Source organism: Nostoc sp. (assembly GCF_036919675.1).
In the GTDB taxonomy this organism is placed as follows: Bacteria; Cyanobacteriota; Cyanobacteriia; order Cyanobacteriales; family Nostocaceae; genus Nostoc.
The window spans coordinates 26,605-48,770 of the sequence record NZ_JBALCP010000050.1 but is presented as its reverse complement, the minus strand read 5'-3'; the positions used below and the strand labels follow the sequence as shown (position 1 = coordinate 48,770).

21 protein-coding genes and 1 tRNA gene are annotated in these 22,166 nt (G+C 41.5%); 9 read left to right on the top strand and 13 right to left on the bottom strand.

Annotation, left to right across the window (positions count from 1 at the left end; genetic code table 11):
* Nucleotides 1–42: 42 nt before the first annotated feature.
* Together V7K49_RS09470 and V7K49_RS09465 are read right to left on the bottom strand one after the other, a co-directional pair.
* On the bottom strand, nucleotides 43–255 hold the full coding sequence (locus V7K49_RS09470) for a type II toxin-antitoxin system HicB family antitoxin (protein WP_335205349.1): 213 nt from the start codon (nucleotides 253–255) through the stop codon (nucleotides 43–45).
* 38 nt (nucleotides 256–293) lie between these two features.
* The gene (locus V7K49_RS09465) at nucleotides 294–446 is read right to left on the bottom strand and encodes a hypothetical protein (protein ID WP_335205348.1); all 153 of its coding nucleotides are present in this window, start codon (nucleotides 444–446) and stop codon (nucleotides 294–296) included.
* Nucleotides 447–474: 28 nt separating this feature from the next.
* Between V7K49_RS09465 and recQ the strand changes: the two genes are divergently transcribed.
* The 3 genes from recQ to V7K49_RS09450 all read left to right on the top strand — a co-directional run bounded on the left by recQ (nucleotide 475) and on the right by V7K49_RS09450 (nucleotide 4,651).
* Nucleotides 475–2,634 carry a DNA helicase RecQ gene (recQ, locus tag V7K49_RS09460; RefSeq protein ID WP_334870397.1) on the top strand — a complete coding sequence of 720 codons (2,160 nt, stop codon included), beginning with the start codon at nucleotides 475–477 and terminating at the stop codon, nucleotides 2,632–2,634.
* Between the two features lie 242 nt (nucleotides 2,635–2,876).
* Nucleotides 2,877–3,449 (top strand): Uma2 family endonuclease, encoded by a 573-nt coding sequence (locus V7K49_RS09455; RefSeq protein WP_335205347.1) that lies wholly within the window; start codon nucleotides 2,877–2,879, stop codon nucleotides 3,447–3,449.
* 62 nt (nucleotides 3,450–3,511) lie between these two features.
* A complete protein-coding gene (locus V7K49_RS09450; RefSeq protein WP_335205346.1) occupies nucleotides 3,512–4,651 on the top strand; it encodes an MFS transporter in 1,140 nt (379 codons plus the stop codon).
* A gap of 40 nt (nucleotides 4,652–4,691) precedes the next feature.
* Here V7K49_RS09450 and V7K49_RS09445 read toward each other — a convergent pair whose 3' ends face one another.
* The 8 genes from V7K49_RS09445 to V7K49_RS09415 all read right to left on the bottom strand — a co-directional run bounded on the left by V7K49_RS09445 (nucleotide 4,692) and on the right by V7K49_RS09415 (nucleotide 13,311).
* Nucleotides 4,692–5,279, bottom strand: a complete 588-nt coding sequence (locus V7K49_RS09445) for an SPASM domain-containing protein (protein ID WP_335205345.1) — start codon at nucleotides 5,277–5,279, stop codon at nucleotides 4,692–4,694.
* Nucleotides 5,248–6,201, bottom strand: coding sequence for a radical SAM protein (locus tag V7K49_RS09440; RefSeq protein ID WP_335205344.1), 954 nt, complete (start codon nucleotides 6,199–6,201; stop codon nucleotides 5,248–5,250). The genes V7K49_RS09445 and V7K49_RS09440 overlap by 32 nt, the downstream gene beginning before the upstream one ends.
* Nucleotides 6,194–8,983 carry a tetratricopeptide repeat protein gene (locus V7K49_RS09435; protein WP_335205343.1) on the bottom strand — a complete coding sequence of 930 codons (2,790 nt, stop codon included), beginning with the start codon at nucleotides 8,981–8,983 and terminating at the stop codon, nucleotides 6,194–6,196. Before V7K49_RS09435 ends, V7K49_RS09440 begins: the two co-directional genes overlap by 8 nt.
* Nucleotides 8,984–8,997: 14 nt before the next feature.
* A complete protein-coding gene (locus V7K49_RS09430; RefSeq protein WP_335205342.1) occupies nucleotides 8,998–10,269 on the bottom strand; it encodes a hypothetical protein in 1,272 nt (423 codons plus the stop codon).
* A 255-nt stretch (nucleotides 10,270–10,524) separates the two neighbouring features.
* Nucleotides 10,525–10,653, bottom strand: coding sequence for a hypothetical protein (locus V7K49_RS34625; RefSeq protein ID WP_442948660.1), 129 nt, complete (start codon nucleotides 10,651–10,653; stop codon nucleotides 10,525–10,527).
* A gap of 17 nt (nucleotides 10,654–10,670) precedes the next feature.
* Complete coding sequence (locus V7K49_RS09425) at nucleotides 10,671–11,564, bottom strand: trypsin-like peptidase domain-containing protein (RefSeq protein WP_335205341.1); 894 nt, start codon at nucleotides 11,562–11,564, stop codon at nucleotides 10,671–10,673.
* 6 nt (nucleotides 11,565–11,570) lie between these two features.
* On the bottom strand, nucleotides 11,571–11,912 hold the full coding sequence (locus tag V7K49_RS09420) for a CU044_2847 family protein (RefSeq protein WP_335205340.1): 342 nt from the start codon (nucleotides 11,910–11,912) through the stop codon (nucleotides 11,571–11,573).
* 1,153 nt (nucleotides 11,913–13,065) lie between these two features.
* Nucleotides 13,066–13,311, bottom strand: coding sequence for a hypothetical protein (locus V7K49_RS09415; RefSeq protein ID WP_334870383.1), 246 nt, complete (start codon nucleotides 13,309–13,311; stop codon nucleotides 13,066–13,068).
* Nucleotides 13,312–13,568: 257 nt separating this feature from the next.
* On the opposite strand from V7K49_RS09415, the gene V7K49_RS09410 reads away from it, so the two are divergent.
* Together V7K49_RS09410 and V7K49_RS09405 are read left to right on the top strand one after the other, a co-directional pair.
* Entirely contained in the window at nucleotides 13,569–15,545 is a 1,977-nt protein-coding gene (locus V7K49_RS09410) for an AMP-dependent synthetase/ligase (RefSeq protein WP_335205339.1), read from the top strand.
* A gap of 42 nt (nucleotides 15,546–15,587) precedes the next feature.
* Nucleotides 15,588–16,037, top strand: a complete 450-nt coding sequence (locus V7K49_RS09405) for a YlqD family protein (protein ID WP_069072569.1) — start codon at nucleotides 15,588–15,590, stop codon at nucleotides 16,035–16,037.
* Nucleotides 16,038–16,297: 260 nt separating this feature from the next.
* Here the strand turns inward: V7K49_RS09405 and V7K49_RS09400 are convergent, their stop codons facing one another.
* Together V7K49_RS09400 and V7K49_RS09395 are read right to left on the bottom strand one after the other, a co-directional pair.
* Nucleotides 16,298–16,819: a hypothetical protein gene (locus V7K49_RS09400; RefSeq protein WP_335205338.1), complete on the bottom strand. Its 522-nt coding sequence runs from the start codon at nucleotides 16,817–16,819 to the stop codon at nucleotides 16,298–16,300.
* 245 nt (nucleotides 16,820–17,064) lie between these two features.
* Nucleotides 17,065–17,412, bottom strand: coding sequence for a hypothetical protein (locus V7K49_RS09395; RefSeq protein ID WP_335205337.1), 348 nt, complete (start codon nucleotides 17,410–17,412; stop codon nucleotides 17,065–17,067).
* A gap of 25 nt (nucleotides 17,413–17,437) precedes the next feature.
* On the opposite strand from V7K49_RS09395, the gene V7K49_RS09390 reads away from it, so the two are divergent.
* Nucleotides 17,438–18,739, top strand: coding sequence for a dihydrolipoamide acetyltransferase family protein (locus V7K49_RS09390; RefSeq protein ID WP_335205336.1), 1,302 nt, complete (start codon nucleotides 17,438–17,440; stop codon nucleotides 18,737–18,739).
* 312 nt (nucleotides 18,740–19,051) lie between these two features.
* Here V7K49_RS09390 and V7K49_RS09385 read toward each other — a convergent pair.
* Nucleotides 19,052–19,124 (bottom strand) — tRNA-Arg (locus V7K49_RS09385).
* Between the two features lie 356 nt (nucleotides 19,125–19,480).
* Here V7K49_RS09385 and V7K49_RS09380 point away from each other — a divergent pair.
* The 3 genes from V7K49_RS09380 to V7K49_RS09370 all read left to right on the top strand — a co-directional run bounded on the left by V7K49_RS09380 (nucleotide 19,481) and on the right by V7K49_RS09370 (nucleotide 22,161).
* Complete coding sequence (locus tag V7K49_RS09380) at nucleotides 19,481–20,140, top strand: Npun_F0813 family protein (RefSeq protein WP_334870371.1); 660 nt, start codon at nucleotides 19,481–19,483, stop codon at nucleotides 20,138–20,140.
* Nucleotides 20,141–20,280: 140 nt separating this feature from the next.
* Nucleotides 20,281–21,132, top strand: coding sequence for a hypothetical protein (locus V7K49_RS09375; RefSeq protein WP_334870369.1), 852 nt, complete (start codon nucleotides 20,281–20,283; stop codon nucleotides 21,130–21,132).
* A gap of 21 nt (nucleotides 21,133–21,153) precedes the next feature.
* Complete coding sequence (locus V7K49_RS09370; RefSeq protein ID WP_335205335.1) at nucleotides 21,154–22,161, top strand: transposase; 1,008 nt, start codon at nucleotides 21,154–21,156, stop codon at nucleotides 22,159–22,161.
* Nucleotides 22,162–22,166 lie beyond the last annotated feature (5 nt).

Genomic DNA, 22,166 nt, shown 5'->3' with positions numbered 1-22,166 from the left:
GGGCTGCTATGACTTCGCGTCCTGTCAAACTTGGCAGTTAGCTCATACTTCAACTGCAACTCGTTGGACACCCACAAAATCCAATGAATCCTGTTCATCCTCAAATTCCAAACAGAGTGCGATCGCTTCTCGGATACGTTCTATCAACTCATCTAAAAATTTAGCTTGCGTATGACACCCAGCAAGATTAGGAACCGAAGCGACAAAGTAGCCATCTGTATCCTGCTCGATAATCACATTAAATTCTCGCTTCATGATTAGCTGCCCAAGATTATTATTCCATTCTCTCACGATTACCGCCAGTACCAGCTAAGTGAAAGCAACGCTGTCAAAGCTGGGGTAAGAGAAGTTCTGTTAAGACAATTGCGATCGCCAACAGAAAGCATGGTCTGACCAACACTGCCGATGATGTGAGTTAAAATCCTGATATCTTCATAACTACTCACGCAGACAGCCCCCGAAAAAGCGATCGCTATGCTTCAGTACCCCAATCTCGAACAAGCGCTAAAGTATCACTTCGGTTACGACAAATTCCGCCCCGGACAACGGCAAATTATCGAAGATGCGCTGCAAAATCGAGATTTATTGATTGTCATGCCTACAGGCGGGGGAAAATCTCTGTGCTTTCAGTTACCTGCATTGATCAAAAAAGGTTTAACGGTGGTAGTGTCGCCATTAATCGCTTTGATGCAAGACCAAGTGGAAGGACTGCGAAATAATAACATTGCTGCCACATTTCTGAATAGTAGTCTGAATCCCTATAAGGTGCGATCGCGGGAAGAAGCTATCCTTAGCGGTAAAGTTAGATTACTTTACGTCGCCCCAGAACGTCTGTTGAGTGAAAGATTTCTTCCGTTTCTCGATTTAGTCAAGGAAAAAATTGGGATTGCAGCTTTTGCCATTGACGAAGCCCACTGCGTCTCTGAGTGGGGACACGACTTCCGCCCAGAATATCGGCAGATGAAATCTTTGCGGAAACGCTATCCTGATGTCCCTACCCTCGCCCTCACCGCCACAGCAACCGATCGCGTCCGTGCTGATATTATCCAACAACTAGGGCTAAAGCAACCCAGTATCCATCTTGCTAGCTTTAACCGCCAAAATCTTTACTACGAAGTTCGTTCTAAAAGCAAGTCTGCTTACGCTGAATTATTAGAACTCGTTCGGGAAACTGAGGGTTCAGCAATTATTTATTGTCTGACGCGAAAAAAAGTTGATGAACTCACCTTTAAACTGCAAAATGATCATATTGCCGCTTTGTCCTATCATGCCGGATTAACTGATGAAGAACGCAGCAGCAATCAAACTCGATTTATTCGAGATGATGTGCGCGTTATGGTGGCAACAATTGCCTTTGGGATGGGAATTAATAAGCCAGATGTGCGGTTAGTAATTCACTTTGATTTACCGCGTAATTTGGAAAGTTATTATCAAGAATCAGGTAGGGCGGGAAGGGATAGTGAACCTTCACGTTGTACACTTTTTTTCAGTTTCAGTGATATTAAAACCATTGAATGGAGTATTAACCAAAAAACTGACCCTCAAGAACAGTTGATTGCTAAACAACAACTGCGTCAGGTAATTGACTATGCTGAAGGTACTGTCTGCCGGCGCACAATTCAGCTAGGTTATTTTGGGGAACGTTTCGGTGGGAATTGCGGTAACTGTGATAATTGCCGTTATCCCAAACCAATGCAAGACTGGACAATTGAAGCCATGAAGTTTTTATCTTGTGTGGCGCGTTGTAAAGAAAGATTTGGGATGCTGCACATTATTGATGTGTTGCGGGGGGCAAAAAACCAGAAAATCACCCAAAACGAACACGATAAACTTTCTACCTATGGTATTGGCAAAGATAAGAGTGTAGATGAGTGGCGGATGCTGGGGCGATCGCTTTTACATCAAGGGTTGCTAGAACAGACTAGCGATGGTTACTCAGTTTTGAAACTAAACGCCCTCAGTTGGGAAGTGATGCGGCGACAGCACACAGTTTCTCTTGCTGTTCCCACAGCACAGAAGATTACTTGGGAAGAAGGGAGTGAGAAAGCTGCTGAAGCAGAGATATTAATGCAGAGGTTGCGATCGCTCCGTAAACAACTTGCTGATGAACAGTCCGTTCCACCTTACGTTGTCTTTCAGGATTCTACCTTGAAATTGATGGCACAGGTACAACCTAGAACACTAACCGAATTTGGTAAACTTTCGGGCGTAGGTAGTCACAAACTTTCCCAATATGGCGATAAGTTCCTCACAGAAATTCGCGCCTACCGCCAAGAAAAAGGTTTGATAGATCCACCACAGGTTAATTTTACACCCTCTCTTAGCTTACCTTCCGACACAGAAATATTCACATTCCAGTTGCATAAACAAGGTTTGAGTGTTAATGAAATTGCCCAAAAACGCAACATTCGTCCTACTACAATCATTCGTCATTTGACAGATTTAATTGAAAAAAATCAGCCTGTAGATTTAAATCAGTTAGTATCTCTTGAACATCAACAAAAAATTTGGCAAGTTTTAGAAGTGCTGGGTGATATATCTTTAACGCCAATTCGAGAACAACTAGGCGAAAGTTACAGTTTTGATGAAATTCGTTTAGTACGGGGAAAATGGCGGCGCGAAAATCGCAAGTAATAATTAAATTTTAGAGGATGTTTTAAAAGTATTGGGCGAATAGAATTCGCTACTACACTAGCATTGTCCACCTCCGTGGACTAAGATAAAATCAAGGCTTTAAACCCACGGAGGTGGGTTTTGTCTGTATAGCCAAGCCAGTGCCTCATATCTTGCACCTGGCGTGCAATTTATAATCGCCAGGGCTTTACAAACATCTTCTTATGATTAAAATACAAGAGCAAGATTAAAGGAGTTAGCCGATGAGTCAGATGCTTAATACAGGAGTACGCTGGACAATTCATGACGTGGAACTCTTCGCAGAAAATGAAGGGACACGCAACGAGATAGTTGATGGAGAATTATTTGTGACTAGGGCACCTCACTTTAAACATCAGCAAACTTGTGGCAGAATTTTCCAACAGCTTAATATTTGGTCGGAGTTTTCTGGTTTAGGGGAAGCTGTGATCAATCCCGACGTTTTGTTTTCAGAATCAGATAATGTGATACCTGATGTAGTTTGGGCTACTAAAGAAACCTTGGCGCTAACATTGGATGAAGCGGGACATTTAACTGGCGCACCAGATTTAGTAGTCGAAGTTTTGTCTCTTAGCGAGTCAGATCAAAGACGGGATAAGGAAGCTAAACTTAAACTTTATTCTTCCAGAGGAGTAAAAGAATATTGGATTGCTGATTGGCGATCGCGTAAACTAGAGGTCTATCGGCGCGAAGACAATCAACTTAAATTAGTAGAAACCCTATTTAGTAGCGATATTATAATTTCTCCTTTATTGCCTGGTTTTAGCTGTACTGTAAACCAGTTTTTTCCTGTATAAATTTAGTTTGAATGCAAAAACAAATCTCAAGTAACGGATTAACTAAAGTCCAGGTACTGATTATGGCGATCGCAGCTGGTGTCTGTGTTGCCAACGTTTATTATAATCAGCCAATCCTCAAAGATATTGCATCTTCTTTTGGAGTCAGTGAAGGCGAAGCGGGTAGCATATCTGTGCTTACGCAAGTTGGTTACGGTTTTGGGCTTTTCTTTTTAATCCCCTTGGGCGATAAAATCAACAAGAAAAAATTAATTCTTTCCTTACTGACATGTTTGTTCTGTTTGTTGATCCTCATGACGTTTTCACAAAACATCGTCGAAGTTTGGATATTGAGCGTAGCAATTGGGATTGCGACAGTCTCCGCTCAGGTTATTCTTCCCTTAGCAGCAAGTATAGATAGAGTGACTACAGGCAAAACTGTAGGTAACATTTTTACTGGTATATTGATCGGAATTTTAGGAGCAAGGGTTTTTAGTGGATATATTGCTGAATGGTTGAGTTGGCGTTATGTATATGGATTTTCAGCAGGAATGATTTTAATTGTTACTATTTTACTACAGATATACTTGCCTAATGTCAAGAATGAATATAGTGGTGATTATTTAGATTTATTAAAATCAACGCTTCAACAATTAAAACGTTTTTCACTCTTGAGAGAAACGTCTTTAATTGGTGGGTTATTGTTTGGTGTTTTTTGCTCATTTTGGACAACGCTAACTTTCCATTTAAGTGGAGCGCCTTTTAATTTTCAATCTGACACAATTGGGATGTATGGCTTTGTGGCGATTGTCGGTGCATTGATGGCACCAGTTTTTGGTAAATTAGCTGATAAAGGTAACTCCCAACGTTCCTTGACTATTGCTGTATCGCTGGTGATTGCAAGTTTAGTAATTGCTAAAATTGCTTCTAGTTCAGCGCTGGCGATCGCTGTTGCTGTATTGTTACTAGATGTAGGTGTACAGGCAACGCAGGTCACTAATGTCGCAACGATATACACTCTTGATGCTCAATCGAATAGTCGCATCAACACAGTTTACATGACTACCTATTTTCTCGGCGGTGCTATAGGTACTAGCATTGGTCTATTATGCTGGCATCTTGGTGGCTGGAATTTGGTGACTTGGCAAATGTTAGGTTTTACTTTGCTGGCATTTTTTATGATCGTCAGACCTAAAATAACTACAGCAAGAATAAATAAATAATAAATAATCAAACTCTCGTTTTTGATTTATTATTGCCTACTTACTTAGTTAGGTAACTATATTTGAGAAGGCGTAAACCCTCTAGTCGGACAGCTTCAGGATAGAGAGCTTTGTAAATATTGCAATTTGGAGATTGAATATCGTAACGACCTGTAGCCTTAAACGTTGCCAGAGGACAACCACCTGTACACCAGTATTTCCACTCACATGTCCGACAGCCTTCTTTTTCCTCAACGGACAAATTCTGAATACCTGCTTTATCTTGTCGCACAACAGTTAAAGGATCTTGATTGTCAACTGAGGATACAGTTTTATGTAGCTGCATCTGGCATTTGGCAATTTGCCCTTGGTAATCAAATACAAGATAGCTTTGCCCAACTCCACAAGTTCGTTTATGAGGAGACGATAAATTGGCACGATCAATCAATGAACCTAGTAAACTCCGATTAGGTAATTTCAATTCGATAACTTTGAACGCTGCCAACATTCCCTCTATAACCCTAGATTCTTCTAGTTGCAAGTCTTCGTAAGAAGCTGACAGTTCATTTTCACGATAGAAATTTAAACTAAAGGGCAGATTATGCTCCAATATCCATTCAATCAGCTCGGGTAATCCTTCTGCCTGCATTACGCCCACTAACTGTAATGGAAATATCTGGTATCAGACCATTTTGCAAAGCAATTTTAATACCTCGTTCAACATCTTGAAACGATCCCTTTCCGCCTGCATACGATCGTTGGATATTGTGGAAATTTGATAATCCATCTAGTGAAATCATTAGACGCAGATTCAATGTTTGCAGCATCTCAAGAATCTCAGGCGTAATCAATGTTCCATTACTAAGAACGACTCCATCTAATATGATGTTTCTTTCTTTGCTAAGGGATTGAGCATACAAATGGAGATCCTTAATTAAAGGAGAGCATAGTAATGCCTCTCCTCCTGCATACTTCAGTTTGACGCGGCGGTAATGATTTAAGCTGGCAGAGCGAAATGTAGATTCAAGAGCTGCTCTACCAATATCTATTGACATATCCTTTGCTAGATGAGGAAGGTAGCAGTAGTCGCATCTTAAATTACAACGATCGGTGATATGCAACCATGCTGTTAAAGTTTCTGGTATTTCATTTAGGTTAAATGAGCAATTATTCTTTGGTGCTATCAAACGTGCTTGATATAGTTCCTGAATAGCTGTCTGTAAGTCTGTTAGGTTAATTTGAGGATGCTCTATTACAATATCATCTAATTTCTGAGGATTTGTAAATTTATCTAGTAAATATAATGCTGATTGATTCAGAAGTGCTACTTGATGATGCGTACCATAACAGATAGAATAAGTATCATCTAGATTCATAATCTGCGAGTTGGGAACTCTCATAAACTCTGTCTCCAACATCCCCAAAGATAATCGGATATCTGAGCTTAATTCTGGTAAAGGGGATAAGTCACAGGCACAGTCCCCTCCATCACAATCGCATTGCCCAGTGGGTACGTAGGTAGAATTTAGAGAAACTAAAATTTTGGGTTGAGCAATTTTTTTACTAAACATGAGAAGATGGCTGTTTTGTGGCACGTATTCGAGTCAGAAACATTTGTTGATCACACCATTCCTTAAGAGCTTTCTGATCATTCCACCGAGATTTGAGTTGCTGGATCAAAGTTTTAGAAAGTTCTATAGGCAAGCGTTCAATTTTCTTTTGGAGCAGATTTAGCTCATGTTGGCTCGAATATGGCCCGAAACCTCCATCCTGAAAGATTTTGGGTATTCCTTGAGCATATTTCTTAAAAGCAAAATCGTAGTTAGCTTGTTGAAAAGCGACATCACCTTCTATCCGTAATATCCGACCAAAGTATAATTGATGGATATTTTCATAGGATTGGAAGCGATCGCTAAGTTCTCGTGCATAATCTGAAATATGCTCATAAGCTTTTGCATAATAATCAAACTCTGCTTTACCTACCAGGCTTTCAATGGCATATCGCGTATCATTGTATTCTAGACTAGTCTGATAAGAGCGATCGTTGAGTTTTAGAGCTTGTTCTTGCAGCGAGCGATCGCACTTTTGAAACCCAAGATGCCAATAGACACTAGCAGTTTGGTGCAAAATTCTAGGTAATTCTTCTTCAATTCCGTATTTCTCTGCCAATTTCAGGCTTTTTTCTAAAGCATCTTGAGCAAGACTTAGCAGATTGAGATCCCACTCTACCTGTGTCACATCCCAAACGGCTTGATTTACTACCTCGGCACTAAACCACTGATTTAAGCCTAATTGAAAGTATGCCCTACACAATATTCGATGATCGTTTTCTTCATTGTCGCAACGGCTTAAGGCTCGTTCAAGTAGCTGTTTAGCTTTAATATAGTTACCATTCTCTACCGAAATAGTAGCAGAGGCAATTTCGGCGTGGGCTATTTCGCGTTCACTCTCAACACTCGACCACATATCAATAGCAGCCTTAAAACACTGTTCAGCCTTTAAATAATCTTTTTCTTGTCCGTACAAGAATCCCAAATTATTCTGAATGCTAGCCATAACTTGAGTTAACCCTTTGTCAGGTGTGTCAACTTCCATAGCAGCATCCCAACCTAGTTTGTAATATTTTTCAGCTTCGTTAAACTTGTTGAGTTGTCGATAAAGATAACCAACTAGGTTAGCTACGCGAGGTATAGCAGATGATAGCTTGTTGCTTTGAACTAGGGATAAACACTCTTGTTGATATTTCAAGGCTTCGTCATAAAGATGTAATTTGGCATTCAGCATTCCCAAGACATTATAAATATCTGCTTGATAAGAATAATTACAAGATTGTTCTGATAGAATTTCCTCTAGCTTTCTCACCTCATTTTCTGTTTTAATCTTGCCTTCAAGGGCATAAACAAGCTTTGCTTCAAGAATAAGCAGTTTAAATCTTTGATCAGGGGTTAGCTCTTTTTCAAACTGTTTCGCAACTATCAACAATTGTTCCACAAAGCTATATTTCTTAGATTGACTGCGTATCCTATCAGTAACTTCATGCCAAGTATCAAAGCCTGTTATCGGATCGGCGTATAAAGCATTCGATAGCCATCGCGTAGTATTGAATTCCCGCAGTTGCTTCACTTCTTCAATCAGAAACTCGATGTTAGCAACTTTATGAAAATCATCAGAATAACGTTGAACCTCTAATACCCTTTTATGTGGACCTAGCTCATAATCTTTTTGCTCGAAATATTTAGCAGCAATCCGACTATCTCGTTTTCTCCATTCCATATCTGGGTCAATATCTGACCATACATATTTATCAACCAAGTCTCGGACAATATCATGCAATGATATGTGAGTATTACTCATTACTGGTTTGATAAAAAAGTAACTCTGTGCATCAATGAATAATCTTTGAGCATCTTCTGTAGATATTTCTAATAAATTAGCAATATCAGAGCTATCTAATGGGTAGATACGTGAAAGTAACAGGGTTAGCCGATCCATTGATGTCCGAAGCTGCGTAATATGTCGAACCATCTCAGCTTCAAATCCACCAGTTTTTTCCAACCTATCTGGAATAGTTTCTATATCTTCACTCTCTAACCAATCTGGTATGACTTCTCGATAAGCATACTCTACTCCAAATTCAATCATGATGGGGCTGCCACCAGAAAGAACTATGATCTTTTGAACTAAGTCTTTCCCAAGAGTAAAGTGAAGCTGCTCCTCCTTGGAAAGAATGTACGTTTGCACATCCTCACGAGTAAATTCATTTAACTCCAAATAAGTTAATTCTTCTTCTTTGAATGACTTTTCCAGAATTTGACGGGCAATACTAGGGCGACCTGCTAAAATAAATACGGCATTCTCTAGTTGATGGCATAGATCGCTAATATACTTCCAAACTTGCTCTCTTACATCTGCTTGTCCTAACTTCTCAACCGTATCAATTAGAAATACTAGTCTCTGTTGGCTGGATTTTCGATTAATTTCATCGACTAGGAACTTTTCAATTTGTTTTCGTTTCTCTTGGTATGCGGTTAGACTGAGGCGGTTTTTATCTTCTCGCAATTGTCGTAACCGGAGTAACCATTCTTTATATGTATAATCGTATAATTGTTTGGCGATTTGAGTGTATAAATCTTCTGCATCATTAAAAACAGGGGTATCGCAATCAATAATTTCACTTGTTCCAATCTGAACTTGGTTTAGGCGGGATTGTAATGCACGAAGCAACCAAGTTTTACCAATTCCACCTCTACCTTCCACCAAAACTACATGCAGATTAGGCTCCAGAACAAGGGAAATAATTCGATTTAGATGTTCTTCACGACCAACAAACTCTAATTTATCTAGTTCAGACATAATAGACTCCTGAGTTAGTTATTTTGAATGGCTTCATCAAGCTTCTGAATTAAATCTCTATAGGGTGTATCATTATATTCGTCATTATGCAGATAGTAATTTACAAGAAACTGAAATTTCCAATCGTGTTCTACTTCAGATTTAAGCGTAGACAGAAATTCATGGGTTTGCTCTCGGTCTGTATTGCAGAATATTCCCAGAGTTTCTTCAACAGTTTGATCGAAGAAAGTTTTGCGGAGTTCTTGTCGATAAGCCAGACTATTAGTACCACAATTGATAAATCCAGCATGTTGCTGAAGACTTTGAAAAAAATACTGCATAGACCAAGTACCCGCGACAGCAGAATCATTCTTTGATTTCAGTTCATGAATATATTTCAAGCAGATTTCAGCCGCTTGCTTACAAAGCTCTTGAAAGCTCTCAGGTGAACTTTCTCGGAGAAGACCAATAACTAGTAGCCGCCGTGTCATTCCATCTTTGATAATCGTTTTCTCACGAGTAAAAATAGATGTCTTTGTCAGTTCAGTATTTAGTTTAAAACTATCATCACTGAAAGGTAAATTAAATCTCTGAACAGCTTCCTTTAATATGCAACTACTATTGATTATGGGAAATATACTTAATTTTTCAATGGATTCGTATAGATGGTTATTTTCTTTTGTCAAGCTTTCTCTAATTTGGTCTCTACACTTTTTGAGGTTTTTTTCCCATAATTGGTTGCCATAACTGTTTAAAAACAAATTAACTGTGTAACCGCCACCTCGATAAACTTTTAGTGCTTCAGCAATTCCCCCTGGATGTCCGCCAGTTAAATACAGTAAGTGTGCTGCTAGTAGAGCAAGACTTTCAGAAGTCATCTCGATGGGCTTGAGATATTTGGTTGCTGTATCCTGAATCACTTCCCAGTTAAAAGGAGAGAGTGTTAGTTTAGGAAAAGTCCGATCTAAGGGGAGATCAATCAGACAGCGAGCTGCAATCACAACTCGAAGTCTCCGGGAATTATCTTTAAAGAACTGTAATTCTTTCAAACATCTTTCAATTCTCCATGCAAATTCCTTAAAGTTATTAAAAATTTCGTTTAAACGTTGCTTTTGTGGGGCACTTCCATCCAGATCGATTAGCAGCACAATACCTTTTTTATCCTGAGATTGCCATCTAGCCCAATTTCTATGCAATAGTAAACCTAAACGCTCTCCCCAACTTAATTCATGCCCTTCTGGAAGCGTAATTTGCAGAGAACTTGCTAATCGTTTTTCTAAGTCTTCAATACTTTCAAAACTAGACATAGAAGCATAAGCACAACACCATTGTAATTTTTGAAACTGCCTCAAGACATGTTTGAGAAATTCTGTTTTTCCGTAACCTTCTGGAGCAGTTACCAAACGATAAGGAGGAGAATTAGTTGCTGTAATCTCATTAATTGCAGCATCCCTATTAGTGAATGGGATCTTGTCAGGCTCAAGCTCTAGAGATTGTCGATTTAGCTGGTTTAACTTTAATTCAGCTTTTTCTAATGCATCGAACTTATCGTCAAGTTGCCTTTACAATTTATTTTTATCTACATCATTAAGCGTCCACCCTATTTGGTTACTGATACTTTCAATCTCAGTTTTTAAATTGTTTATTAACTGCTGTTGATGGTTTTTTCGTAAATCTGAAGAATTTGTCATGGCATTTAGGTACTAAATTAATATCTAATGGCATTAAGTTCGCTTTCTACTCGCTCAAGTTCTTGTAGTATGGTATTTATTTGGCGTTGGATGATATTGCGATCGCTGGCGCTGAGTGTATAGTTAAGTTGATTGTAAGCTGCCTCATAATCACTACTTAGAACATCAAAGCGTTGTTCCAAAGTTTTGACTTTGAGTTGTTGTATCCGGCTCGGATTATTCTGAGTATATGCATTTGATGAAATCGGCAAGGTTATTTCATCCCATGCTTTGATCAATACATCCGCAGGAATCATGAAAGCAGTCTTGATATCTTCTCGCTGTTTCTCTGCCGCCACAGCCATACCAACAACTCCCGCAAGGGTTTCATCCCATATAGGCGCACCACTAAAGCCCGGTTCTACCCTGTAGCCAGTTACCTTACTGTCTTCCAGTTGCACCCATCCCTTTCCTTGCCCGTCTCGCAACACGCCTGTGGCCCAAACGCCATCATTGTGTCCGTGAGGAAAACCGAATATGCGGAAAGGATGCTCCCAGACGTTACTAGCTGAGATGAGCTTGATAGGTTGCGCTTGTTTAGGCAACTGCCCTTCTATTTGCAACCCAGCAATATCTTCAGGTTTGGAGGTTGATATATTGTTGACAACAGGTTGCCAAAAAACAACTTTAGCTTTTAGTAGTTGTCCTGATGCAATTAAGGGAAAATCGAAGTAGATATCATTACTAGGAGCTTCAACTATATCCTCTGGTAAAGATAGAGCTGAGGTAACAACGTGAGCGCATGTCAGGATGTAATTTCGAGTTCGCCCAGAGACTAAAAAACCTCCACCAACTACCGCACCATTAGCATGAAAAATTCGGGCGATCGCTGACCTAAAAGTTTGAATATAATTATCTGTACTCGCTGCCATACGTTACTATGCCTTGTTTTGCTTCCATTTCAAGGTAATTTCGTAGTTAGCTTCACCACCTACAGAAGTAAAAATTGCACCCACAGCAGCATTTAACTTAATACCAAATTTAACCTCTACCTCATCGGCAGGTGTATTAAGCTGACTCAGTTTGGTGATAATTGCTGAAGCTACAGGTTGTATTTCATCTAATACCTCGTCAAATCTCTTTTTAGCTTCAACTACCATTTGCCCAGTGTCTGGTCTGGCAACACGTACAAGAGCATTGCTATTTTCTGGCTCATCAACTTCAGCTAAAAACTTCGTGCCATCTTCTAAAGAAAATTCTGTAAGTTGTTTCCGAATCATGGTAAAACCTTTGATTTTGAACTAATAGTTGAATGTGTTGATAATCAAGATAGTTGGTAGAATTTTTTTGTATATAATCCTCTTTTAATCTAAGTAGCTAGGCGTAAATAAATTAAAGTTTGTAGTGATTTAGCGCGGTCTTCTCCCAAAGAAAGAGGCTAGCGCTAAGGGGGTTTCCACGCCACTTGACGGCAGTTGCTTCTCCTAAGGGAGACGCGCAAGGGACAAGTCGGAAAACCGCAAGGGCGCACTGCTCCCTTAATGCCTCTTAACCCGTCCACCGCAGTGGCTCTCCATGAGCGCCTAACTTTCCTGTTGGGTAAGGACTTTAGTCCTAATAGACCCTGCTATGAGCGATGAATCGCTCATTACAAACAATGCTTGCTGCAAACTTTTCCTGCGTTAACCCTAGAAGTTTGTGAAGTTTCTTAAGAAACTGACCAACTTCCGGCTGCTTGGGCATTACAAGCTGTTTGACCTCATGTAATAGATTTAACAATTAATATATTAATTGTTATATTAGTTATATGTAGACCGGAACTTCAATTAGTAATTATACTGAGTCTGACTTTGGCAAGCAAACAAAGATGTAGCGGAAGCCTTATTGGGTGGGTAATTCACACATCGGTTATCTCCCAATAATGTCACCCCACCAGACTCAAAAAGGTCTGGATGTCTGATTATCCAACGTTTTCCCACGGCAATTTCGCAATCTTACTTGCTATGTTCATGCTGGATACTAAGAAATTCTGCGTACCAGCTTAATCACATGCTCATGAGTAAATACTACAATCACCGACAGGATGCCACTGTGAAAGTATGTACGCACTGGACAATGGACTTATGTAGAAATTATAAATGCTTACAGTATATGAGTTTCAGCGATTATAGTAGAATGAGCGATGTCTACGATGGTCACTGAGCGGCTGGTGAGCGCAGTCGAACCATGTCGTACCCCTACGGGGAAGCAAGTTAGCAAGAGTGTCTCGTAGAGAAGTGCGGGCTATGCCTATGCTGGACTAAGTAGACGCATAAATTATTACTTGGAACGCAAAATATAGGTGTCAGAAAAAACAAATTTTTCCAATTCCCAATATAAATATCTACAAAGTTGGACTGAAGTACAGAGTAATTTTTAGTGGCAAATAGCCCATCAATTTGGAGAACACTTGGGACAAAAATCAGGACTGAATTTACAGAATTGACTGCCTGTTAGTGTGTAAGCTGTACAATAAGGAAAACTCGTAAGTTCCACTTTGGCTGTTTGTAATTCTGAACCATTCAGCAACGCTTCAGTAGGTTTGGTTTTATTAGCTAGAAGGATAGCTACAAGCTTAGGAAATACCATGCAAGCAGCAGTGTTGATTAGCGTTACCAGTATAGCCTCTATCAAATTCATAGGTAATCATCCCCTGTCAAAAATAGGTGATCGCTGTTCTTAGATGCAAGCATAATATATGTGTAGGATTGATGTTCAGTCAATCTATTGCTTGCAATCTATGTAAACTAAGTTTAACATAAATTTTTGTAAATATAAACGTGGAATTCCTGGAATTATCATGCACAGAAGCGAATGTGGATAATAATGACGGTGATTGTAGCAAAATAACAAATAAACTGGAAAACGATCAGTTTACAATATTTAGGTAAGGTGTTATGTCAAAAACCCAAACCGCGTCTTCTTTTTTATCTAACATCAGTGAGCGAGAACGCCAGGCATTAAAGCGGTTGGTAGATTACACAAATGTGGAATCGCTGCCAGAAATTTGGCCTTTGGCAGCTCAACGATTTGGTGATGTTGTCGCCCTCCGCAGCCCTCACGCTAAACTAGAAGTAGTGATTACTTATACCCAGTTAGCAGAGCAAATACAACTATTTGCTGCTGGGTTACAGGCGTTGGGAATAAAAGTTGGCGATCGCATTTCCTTAATTTCTGACAACAGTCCTCGCTGGTTTATTGCCGATCAAGGTATCATGACTGCTGGTGGAGTTGATGCAGTGCGTAGCTCCCAAGCCGAAAAAGAAGAACTGCTGTTTATCATTGCTAATAGTGGCAGCACAGCAATAGTTGTTGAGGATTTAAAGACATTTAAAAAACTACAAGACCGCCTTCAAGATTTACCAATTCAGGTAGTCATCTTACTTTCGGATGAAGCACCACCAACAGATGAAACCCTAAAGGTACTGAACTTTGCACAGTTGATCAAAATTGGGGTAAATCATAATTTTGTGCCCGTCAAGCAAAATCGTGACGCTTTAGCAACCCTAATTTACACCTCTGGCACCACAGGTAAACCCAAGGGTGTAATGCTGTCTTATAACAATTTGATGCACCAAGTAACAACCTTTGGCACAGTATTGCAACCAAACGTGGGCGACATCGTTCTCAGCATCCTACCTTCATGGCACAGCTACGAGCGGACTGTTGAATATTACCTACTATCTCAAGGTTGCACGCAAGTTTATACTAACTTGCGCTCTGTCAAAGGAGATTTGAGAGAATTTAAACCCAACTATATGGTGGGTGTACCCCGCCTGTGGGAATCGATTTATGAAGGAGTTCAAAAGCAATTCCGCGAACAACCAGCAAATAAGCAACGCCTAGTTAACTTTTTATTGGACATTAGTGAGAAATACATCAAAGCGCGGCGAATTGTTCAGGGATTGAGTTTAAATAATCTTCATACCTCATCTGGCGAACGATTAGCAGCTAAGATCCAAGCATCTGCTTTATTAGCTCTCCATGCCTTGGGAGAACGACTGGTTTATGCCAAAGTGCGAGAAGCCACAGGAGGACAAGTTAAGCAGATGATTAGCGGCGGCGGTGCGCTTCCCAGACACATAGATAACTTCTTTGAAATTATTGGTGTGCAGATTTTGCAAGGCTATGGTTTGACAGAAACTTCTCCTGTTACCCATGTGCGGCGTCCTTGGCGAAATTTGATTGGTGCATCAGGGCTACCACTTCCGGCTACAGAAGCTAAAATTGTAGATCCTGAGACAAAAGCGCCTTTGCCAGTAGAGAAGCGAGGCTTGTTATTGTTGAGGGGGCCGCAGATTATGCAAGGCTATTACCAAAATCCCGAAGCGACAGCGAAAGCAATTGACGCCGAAGGTTGGTTTGATAGCGGCGATTTGGGTTGGCTGACAGCACAAGACGACTTGGTGCTGACTGGCAGAGCAAAGGATACGATTGTATTGACTAATGGGGAAAACATCGAGCCGCAGCCGATCGAAGATGCGTGTTTGCGATCGCCATATATCGATCAAATTATGCTCGTCGGTCAAGATCAGCGCAGCCTGGGAGCCTTAATTGTCCCCAATGTCGAAGCCCTAGAAAAATGGGCAGCAAGTCAGAATCTGACGCTGGATAGGCAAAATGATCAGGTTACTTCTTCACCTAGTCAAAAAATTGACTTGGAGAGTAGAATGATCCAGGATTTATTTCGGCAAGAATTGAATCGAGAAGTGCAAAATCGTCCAGGCTTTCGACCGGATGACCGCATCGGGACATTCAAACTCATTCTGGAACCGTTTTCCATCGAAAATGGCATGATGACACAAACACTGAAAGTTCGACGACAGGTCGTCACGGAACGCTATCACGATATTATTGACGGCATGTTTGCCTGATAATTCCACCTGCCAACTAGTAAGAGTGAACGTGAAATATTTATGGATGTCTCCAAATCTAATTTGCTCCTAAAACGCGTTGTTAACGTCAAAGTCATTGTTACTCCCCTCTGGAAAGAGGAAGTACAACAGCAGCTGCAAACACAGATCAATCAACTTGACCAGCAACTGCAACAGCTAGACGTTGAAGGACAAAGAGCGATCGCTGCAATTCAAAAGCAGAGTCTGCAACCACCTGGACCCCAGACCCTCCAACAAATTGACAATATCCAACTCCAAGTCAATCAAAAGAAAAGTGAATTTCTAGAGCAGAAAAATCAGTTGCTGCAAAATCTCCAGCAAGTGCAGTTTCTCCAGCAAGATCAGGAAGTCAACCAATTCCAAATGGAAGGCTTTTTCCGGGTAGAGACGGGAGATAATCTGATTAGCAAAATGCAGGTCGAAATTGTTCTGCGTGATGGCGTTGTAGAAGAAATTCGCGGCGACATTTAGAAAGTTATGAGTCGTTCAATTTTGGATTTTAGATTTTAGATTTTAAATTTTTCCTTTAATCCCTTCTCCTGTCGGAGACGCTGCGCGAACGGGTGACGCTCGTTCCTCGCTAACGCTGCGCTAACAGCAGTCACTCATGGGGGAAACCCCCTACAGCCCTTCGGGCATCCTACGGCAGGCGCTAGCCTCTCTTTTTGGGAGAAGACCGCACTGCTTCACCAAAATCCAAAATTCAAAATCTAAAATTGGCAGACTTTTAATTACCGACAGATGTGATTTAACTTGAGTTTGGGCTGGCTCCCAGCCCAACATTCCACCTGGGAGCCAGCCCAAACAATTTCCCACACTGGAGGTGAGCTAATAAAAAGCGATCGCCCAAAGGTTGTCATCTCAACTCGATATTTAATACCAACAGAATCATCACCCCGCTTGATTTGCGTAATCGTTACAAAAGCCTGATTTCGTTGCGGATAAGCTACCTCTACCTTTCGCGTTCCTCCCACTGATGCTATGTCGTCAAAAGCATTCAGCGCAAGGGTAGCAGGATCACTACCTTGGAGCGATGAGTTAATATTTTCTAAAGGTATAGTTTTATAATCGGAACGCTCTAAGTATGCCACAACCTCCTGAGACTGATGTATTGCTCCCACCTGCTGGGCAAATCCCTTACTAGTCTCAACAATCGGTGCATATTGCTGGCTCTGGGTAATATATACTCCAGCGCCAGTAGTGGCAAAGATACTTAGTATCACAATCAAAAAGAATTTCAACTTTGCCGGCATAAAAGTAAACAGGAATTTCAAATAGGTTTATTACCAATTTTGAATTCTAGATTGAACTGCATCCCATATCCTCTACCTGTGAGAAGCTCCTGTATCTTAAGCAGTGGTTATGAGGAATATAAATAGCAATCCCATTTAATCTGTGAACAACTCGTGGTGGTTTTTGCTAGTTAACTACTAAAACGAGATCGAGATATTGGCTAACCATTGAGGATAGCTCTGTATTATAGACCTTTAAGTTATATTTAGGTTCCTAGAGTTTGGAGTTTGGAGAGGCTGCGCCAACGACGCCGGCTCCATCGAGCGACTTGTACTGAGTTTAGTCGAAGCAAGCCGAAATGCTCAGTATAAGTGCCCAATGCCCAACCTAAAATATAAAATCTCCAATCCAAAATTCTTTTTGTAACAGTCAAAGTATCGCGCTCACCCGACATCCCGCCCCAATCCGGTTCGCTAAAAATTCCCCCGTTAGCGATTGCTGGATGAACCAAGAATCCCCAGACTTTCCGAACAAATGAGCGCAGCGAGATTTGTTCAGTCCGGGGAGTGTCAACAAGATACAATTCGATCTGATAAAAGCTGTTAAAGTCCATAAACCATTGATTCCCAAACCACCCTATGAGCATTCACGAAGTATTTATGCCGGCGCTGAGTTCTACCATGACCGAAGGCAAAATCGTCTCCTGGGTGAAATCGCCAGGTGACAAAGTGGAAAAAGGCGAAACAGTGGTGGTTGTAGAGTCAGATAAGGCAGATATGGATGTAGAAACCTTTTATGAGGGATTTCTTGCTCATATCATAGTTGAAGCTGGTGAAACTGCCCCGGTAGGATCTGCGATCGCCTTTATTGCAGAAACGGAAGCTGAAATTGAACAGGCGAAATCTCTTGCCAATTCAGGCGGCGTGGCTGCTAATGCTACGTCATCTCCCGAACCAATCCCCGCCACAGCCTCAGCTGCAACACCTGCCTTAGTCTCTCAAAACGGGTCTAACCACAAAGAAGGAAGGCTTGTAGCTTCACCCCGTGCCCGCAAATTAGCCAAAGAACTCAAAGTTGATTTGACTACTCTCCAAGGCAGTGGTCCCCACGGCCGCATTGTCGCCGAAGATATAGAAGCATTGTCCAATCAGGGCAAGCAACCTGCTACTACCCCAGTTGCCCCACCAGTACCTATACCAAGCAGCACCCCAGTTGCACCCCCAGCACCTCGGACACCAGCACCAATACCAGCAGTAGCGGCTGTTCCTGGTCAAATCGTGCCTCTAACTACCTTCCAAAATGCCGTAGTGCGGAACATGGTAGCCACCATATCCGTGCCTGTCTTCCGCGTCGGTTATACAATTACCACCGATGGTTTAGACAAGCTTTATAAACAAATTAAATCCAAAGGCGTGACAATGACAGCGCTGCTGGCGAAAGCTGCCGCAGTGACTTTACAAAAACACCCATTGTTAAATGCTAGCTACTCAGACCAGGGCATTGTCTATCATTCTGATATCAACATTTCCGTAGCAGTAGCGATGGATGATGGCGGATTGATTACGCCTGTGCTGCAAAATGCCGACGCAGTGGATATATATTCTCTATCACGTACTTGGAAGTCTTTGGTAGAAAGAGCTAGGGCAAAACAACTACAGCCCCAAGAATACAACAGTGGTACTTTTACCCTGTCAAATTTAGGGATGTTTGGCGTAGACAAATTTGATGCGATTTTACCGCCTGGACAAGGGTCAATTTTAGCGATCGGGGCATCCCGTCCGCAAGTGGTAGCAACAGCAGACGGTTTGTTTGGTGTGCGACAACAAATGCAAGTCAATATTACTTCCGACCATCGGATTATTTACGGTGCCCATGCTGCGGCGTTCTTGCAAGATTTAGCGAAATTGATTGAGACGAATCCTCAATCTTTGACAATGTAATTTTGAAAAGACACCAAATTTAAATGTTAGCGCTATCAGCGAGCAGCAGTTTGTCGTAGAGTAGCGCTAACAACAAACAATACTTACACTTAAATTTTTTATGCACATAAATTAATATCACAATGGACAGCATCTGTCCATTAAACCAATTCGCAATGACGCTCAAGGCTTCGCTAAAGCAATTACGTTTTGTGTCGGGATTTAAACCCCGACACAAACCATGCAGTTTACTAGTTGCGGGGGACTTAAACCCTCAATTGAGGAAATCATCAGATCACGTCCCAGTGCTTGAGGGTTAATATTTATTTAAAACGAGCGCGGCAGGGTTCGAACCTGCGACCGATTGCTTAGAAGGCAATTGCTCTATCCACTGAGCTACGCGCCCAAAACAAAACTATGGCTCCCAAAGGAGTCACCTGCGTTATTATATCGTTCTTACCTACCAAGAAGCAATCGAAAATTGCAAATTCACCATTAGCAAGGCTAAGATGCTAGTCGCTAGCTAGTCAATTTACATTAAAAACGAAACAGATGGGGTATTGGTTTAGATATATTGTGTTGCCAAGGGGTTATTTGCCTGTTAGCGCTAATGCCCCTGGTTAGCTACCTTCGAGAAGTATCTAGCGATCGCTACGTTCATTTCCACAGCACGTTAGGTAATTTCAGCCTTGGCGATGCTGCCAAATGCCATTATATATTCCATATTAAGAGTGCCCCTGTGAGGAGTTATTTGCTAGTGCCATGTTTATTCTCAAACGGCAGGATGTTGAAATATCAAGCATTCAGCACCCAAAACGGGATCAGCAGGTGCCGATCCTCAATTATCAAGGGCAGACTTTTCGCTTGATTAGTGTTTTCAAAGCTAGTCAAGAAGAAGAAGCTAGAGCCTTATGGAGAGAATTAACGGATAATCGGGGTAAAGCCTGTGTTTTGCTGGAGGAACCGGAACGCTTTAGCGTCTGGGGTAAAATCCGTTTAGAGCATCTGGGTAATGACACAGCTGGTCATAGTAAAACGGGGATTTTAATCCAAGCCAGTATTTTGCTGTTGCAAGGTGTTTCTATCGACATTGAAGAGTTTTTAGGTGCTAGGCAAGCTGCATTATTTGAGAAAGATATTGCGGAGGTATTACAGCAGAAACAATTTCCCCAAGCATCTTCCCTAGAAGCAGTTAAATATTTGATATCTACGAATCCTTTGCCGAGTGCCAAAATACCTGATTGGCAAGAAAATCATGTAGTTATCCTGTTGGAAGAACTGCATCGACTAGGAAAGGCATATTTTGGCAACGCTAATTTTACCAAACAAGTGATTTATAAGCTAGAAGATATGCCAGAAGGCGAGCGATCGCTGTTTATCAGTTGGCTAAATCAATCGCCACTGGGTAAACTATGGCAGTAGCATGGAAATTTTTTAACAAAGTTCCTGCCACTGGTACTTGCTTTTGGTGTCTGATTGTGTATTGTTTAGCAGACACAGTACTAGATATACAGTTTTTTAACTCAAAATCCTGCCAGAGTGCATCTACATAGTCAAGTCTTATGAATAACTCTTACGAAAATTCGTTCCTTTCTAAATCCATTTTCACCACTCAGAACATTGTCTTAGCTAATATTGGCTGGGCTGTACTGGCACTGCTATACTATTTGTTGTTTAGTGCCAAAGTTCCCGGAGCAGATGGCATAGAAAGCCGGGCCGAGTGGTATGTGATTGGTACAAATATTTTTGAAGGTTTAGCTTATTTGAGTGCCGGTATCTTATGCTTGAGGAACTGGCTGAGTCCACAAATCGTCAGTGGCCGGAATGTTTGGCTCTTAATTGGCTTAGGTATGCTTTCCTATTTAGTTGGGGGGATAATTTTCGGCTATACCGAAATAGTTTTAAAAAATGAACCGGATGTGTCTTTAGGCGATATATTTTTTGTACTCACTTATCTATTACTTGGCGCAGGGATGATTTTCGCTGTGGCTTCCAGGCGAATCAATCTGGAAAAATGGCAGTGGCTAATTGTATTAGCAATCGCAGTGTTCGGTAGTTTGTTAGCATGGTGGATTTCTATGCAACAGGAGACACCCTCAGAACTGCTAGTTGCTATTTTGAATTGGTTTTACGTAGTTAGTGATGTGCTTCTATTAATTATTGCTACCATTCTGCTTTTAGCCTTTTGGGGGGGAAGAGTTTCCCAGTCTTGGCGAATGATTGCAGCGGCGGCCTTTTCGCTTTACATTGCAGATATGTGGTTTAAATACGCCCAAGGCCCCAATTATCAAAGTGGGGAGATATTAGAAGTGTTTTGGGTGTTTAGTGGAGTGTTATTTGGCATGGGCGCTGTCTTAGAATATGACGCATCACTAAGACGAACGCGGCGTACCAGCGGACGAAAACGAGCTTAGTAAAGATTTTTGGTATCTACCGTGAGAAAATTAACAGACTCTGACAAGCAAGAAATTCTTAAGTTATATCGAGAGACTGCCGAAACAACCTCAACTTTGGCAGACCGCTATGGTGTGAGTAACTCGACAATTAGTCGCCTGCTCAAAAGCACTTTGCCAGAAGATGAGTATGAATACTTGGTCTCCTTAAAGCGGGCTGCTAGAACTCCTGAGGGTAGGGCGCAGGTAAGCTACGAGCAGTTACCCCTGCTGATTCAACCAGAGCCTGAGATAGAAGTTCCACCCACTGAAAATGAAAGTCAACCCTTGGAGGTGCCAAAAGTAGAGCCACAGCCACGTCGGGTAATTCATCTAGAGCAGGAACTTTACTCAGGGGAAACGGCGGAGTCAATCGCCGCTAGTAGACGGGTGCGGCGACGCCCCTCGGCGTCGGAAAAACCGAAGCTCCGAGTTACAGAGAAATTAGAAACTCCAGAGCAAAAGCCGCCGGAAATAGTTAGCATCCCCATCCCACCGCTAAAGAATGAACATCCAGGAGCGGCCGTCATCGCGCAGATGCTGGGCGAAGACTTGCTAGACGAATCGGAGGATTTGGACGATTTAGAAGATGATGATTTAGAAGATGATGACTTTGAGGAAGAAGACTTTGATGACGATGACCTGGATGAGCAAAGACCTTTAGTCACAAAACGAAGACCAGGTGAAGCATCAGTTCAAGTTTTACCTCTGTCGGTAGCCAATTTGCCTAAAACTTGCTATCTAGTGATTGACCGTTCCTCAGAATTAATTACCCGACCTCTCAAGGACTTTGGTGACTTGGGGCAAATTCCCAGCCTCGAAACTCAGCAAAGAACTTTGCCGGTGTTTGATAACCATCGTGTCGCCAAGCGCTTTTCTACTAAGCGCGATCGCGTGATTAAAGTTCCTGATAGTAAAATGCTTCATAAGGCTCGGACTCATCTTCAAGCCAAGGGCATTACACGACTGTTGATTGATGGTCAGGTTTATTCGTTGTCTACGACGGTTTAGAGGTT

Bases quoted from the DNA above. Each gene is read 5' to 3' on its own strand.
- V7K49_RS09470 (WP_335205349.1), bottom strand. From the start codon at position 255: ATGAAGCGAGAATTTAATGTGATTATCGAGCAGGATACAGATGGCTAC.
- recQ (WP_334870397.1), top strand. From the start codon at position 475: ATGCTTCAGTACCCCAATCTCGAACAAGCGCTAAAGTATCACTTCGGT.
- V7K49_RS09455 (WP_335205347.1), top strand. From the start codon at position 2,877: ATGAGTCAGATGCTTAATACAGGAGTACGCTGGACAATTCATGACGTG.
- V7K49_RS09450 (WP_335205346.1), top strand. From the start codon at position 3,512: ATGGCGATCGCAGCTGGTGTCTGTGTTGCCAACGTTTATTATAATCAG.
- V7K49_RS09445 (WP_335205345.1), bottom strand. From the start codon at position 5,279: ATGCAGGCAGAAGGATTACCCGAGCTGATTGAATGGATATTGGAGCAT.
- V7K49_RS09440 (WP_335205344.1), bottom strand. From the start codon at position 6,201: ATGTTTAGTAAAAAAATTGCTCAACCCAAAATTTTAGTTTCTCTAAAT.
- V7K49_RS09435 (WP_335205343.1), bottom strand. From the start codon at position 8,983: ATGTCTGAACTAGATAAATTAGAGTTTGTTGGTCGTGAAGAACATCTA.
- V7K49_RS09430 (WP_335205342.1), bottom strand. From the start codon at position 10,269: ATGTCTAGTTTTGAAAGTATTGAAGACTTAGAAAAACGATTAGCAAGT.
- V7K49_RS34625 (WP_442948660.1), bottom strand. From the start codon at position 10,653: ATGACAAATTCTTCAGATTTACGAAAAAACCATCAACAGCAGTTAATA.
- V7K49_RS09425 (WP_335205341.1), bottom strand. From the start codon at position 11,564: ATGGCAGCGAGTACAGATAATTATATTCAAACTTTTAGGTCAGCGATC.
- V7K49_RS09420 (WP_335205340.1), bottom strand. From the start codon at position 11,912: ATGATTCGGAAACAACTTACAGAATTTTCTTTAGAAGATGGCACGAAG.
- V7K49_RS09415 (WP_334870383.1), bottom strand. From the start codon at position 13,311: ATGAATTTGATAGAGGCTATACTGGTAACGCTAATCAACACTGCTGCT.
- V7K49_RS09410 (WP_335205339.1), top strand. From the start codon at position 13,569: ATGTCAAAAACCCAAACCGCGTCTTCTTTTTTATCTAACATCAGTGAG.
- V7K49_RS09405 (WP_069072569.1), top strand. From the start codon at position 15,588: ATGGATGTCTCCAAATCTAATTTGCTCCTAAAACGCGTTGTTAACGTC.
- V7K49_RS09400 (WP_335205338.1), bottom strand. From the start codon at position 16,819: ATGCCGGCAAAGTTGAAATTCTTTTTGATTGTGATACTAAGTATCTTT.
- V7K49_RS09395 (WP_335205337.1), bottom strand. From the start codon at position 17,412: ATGGACTTTAACAGCTTTTATCAGATCGAATTGTATCTTGTTGACACT.
- V7K49_RS09390 (WP_335205336.1), top strand. From the start codon at position 17,438: ATGAGCATTCACGAAGTATTTATGCCGGCGCTGAGTTCTACCATGACC.
- V7K49_RS09380 (WP_334870371.1), top strand. From the start codon at position 19,481: ATGTTTATTCTCAAACGGCAGGATGTTGAAATATCAAGCATTCAGCAC.
- V7K49_RS09375 (WP_334870369.1), top strand. From the start codon at position 20,281: ATGAATAACTCTTACGAAAATTCGTTCCTTTCTAAATCCATTTTCACC.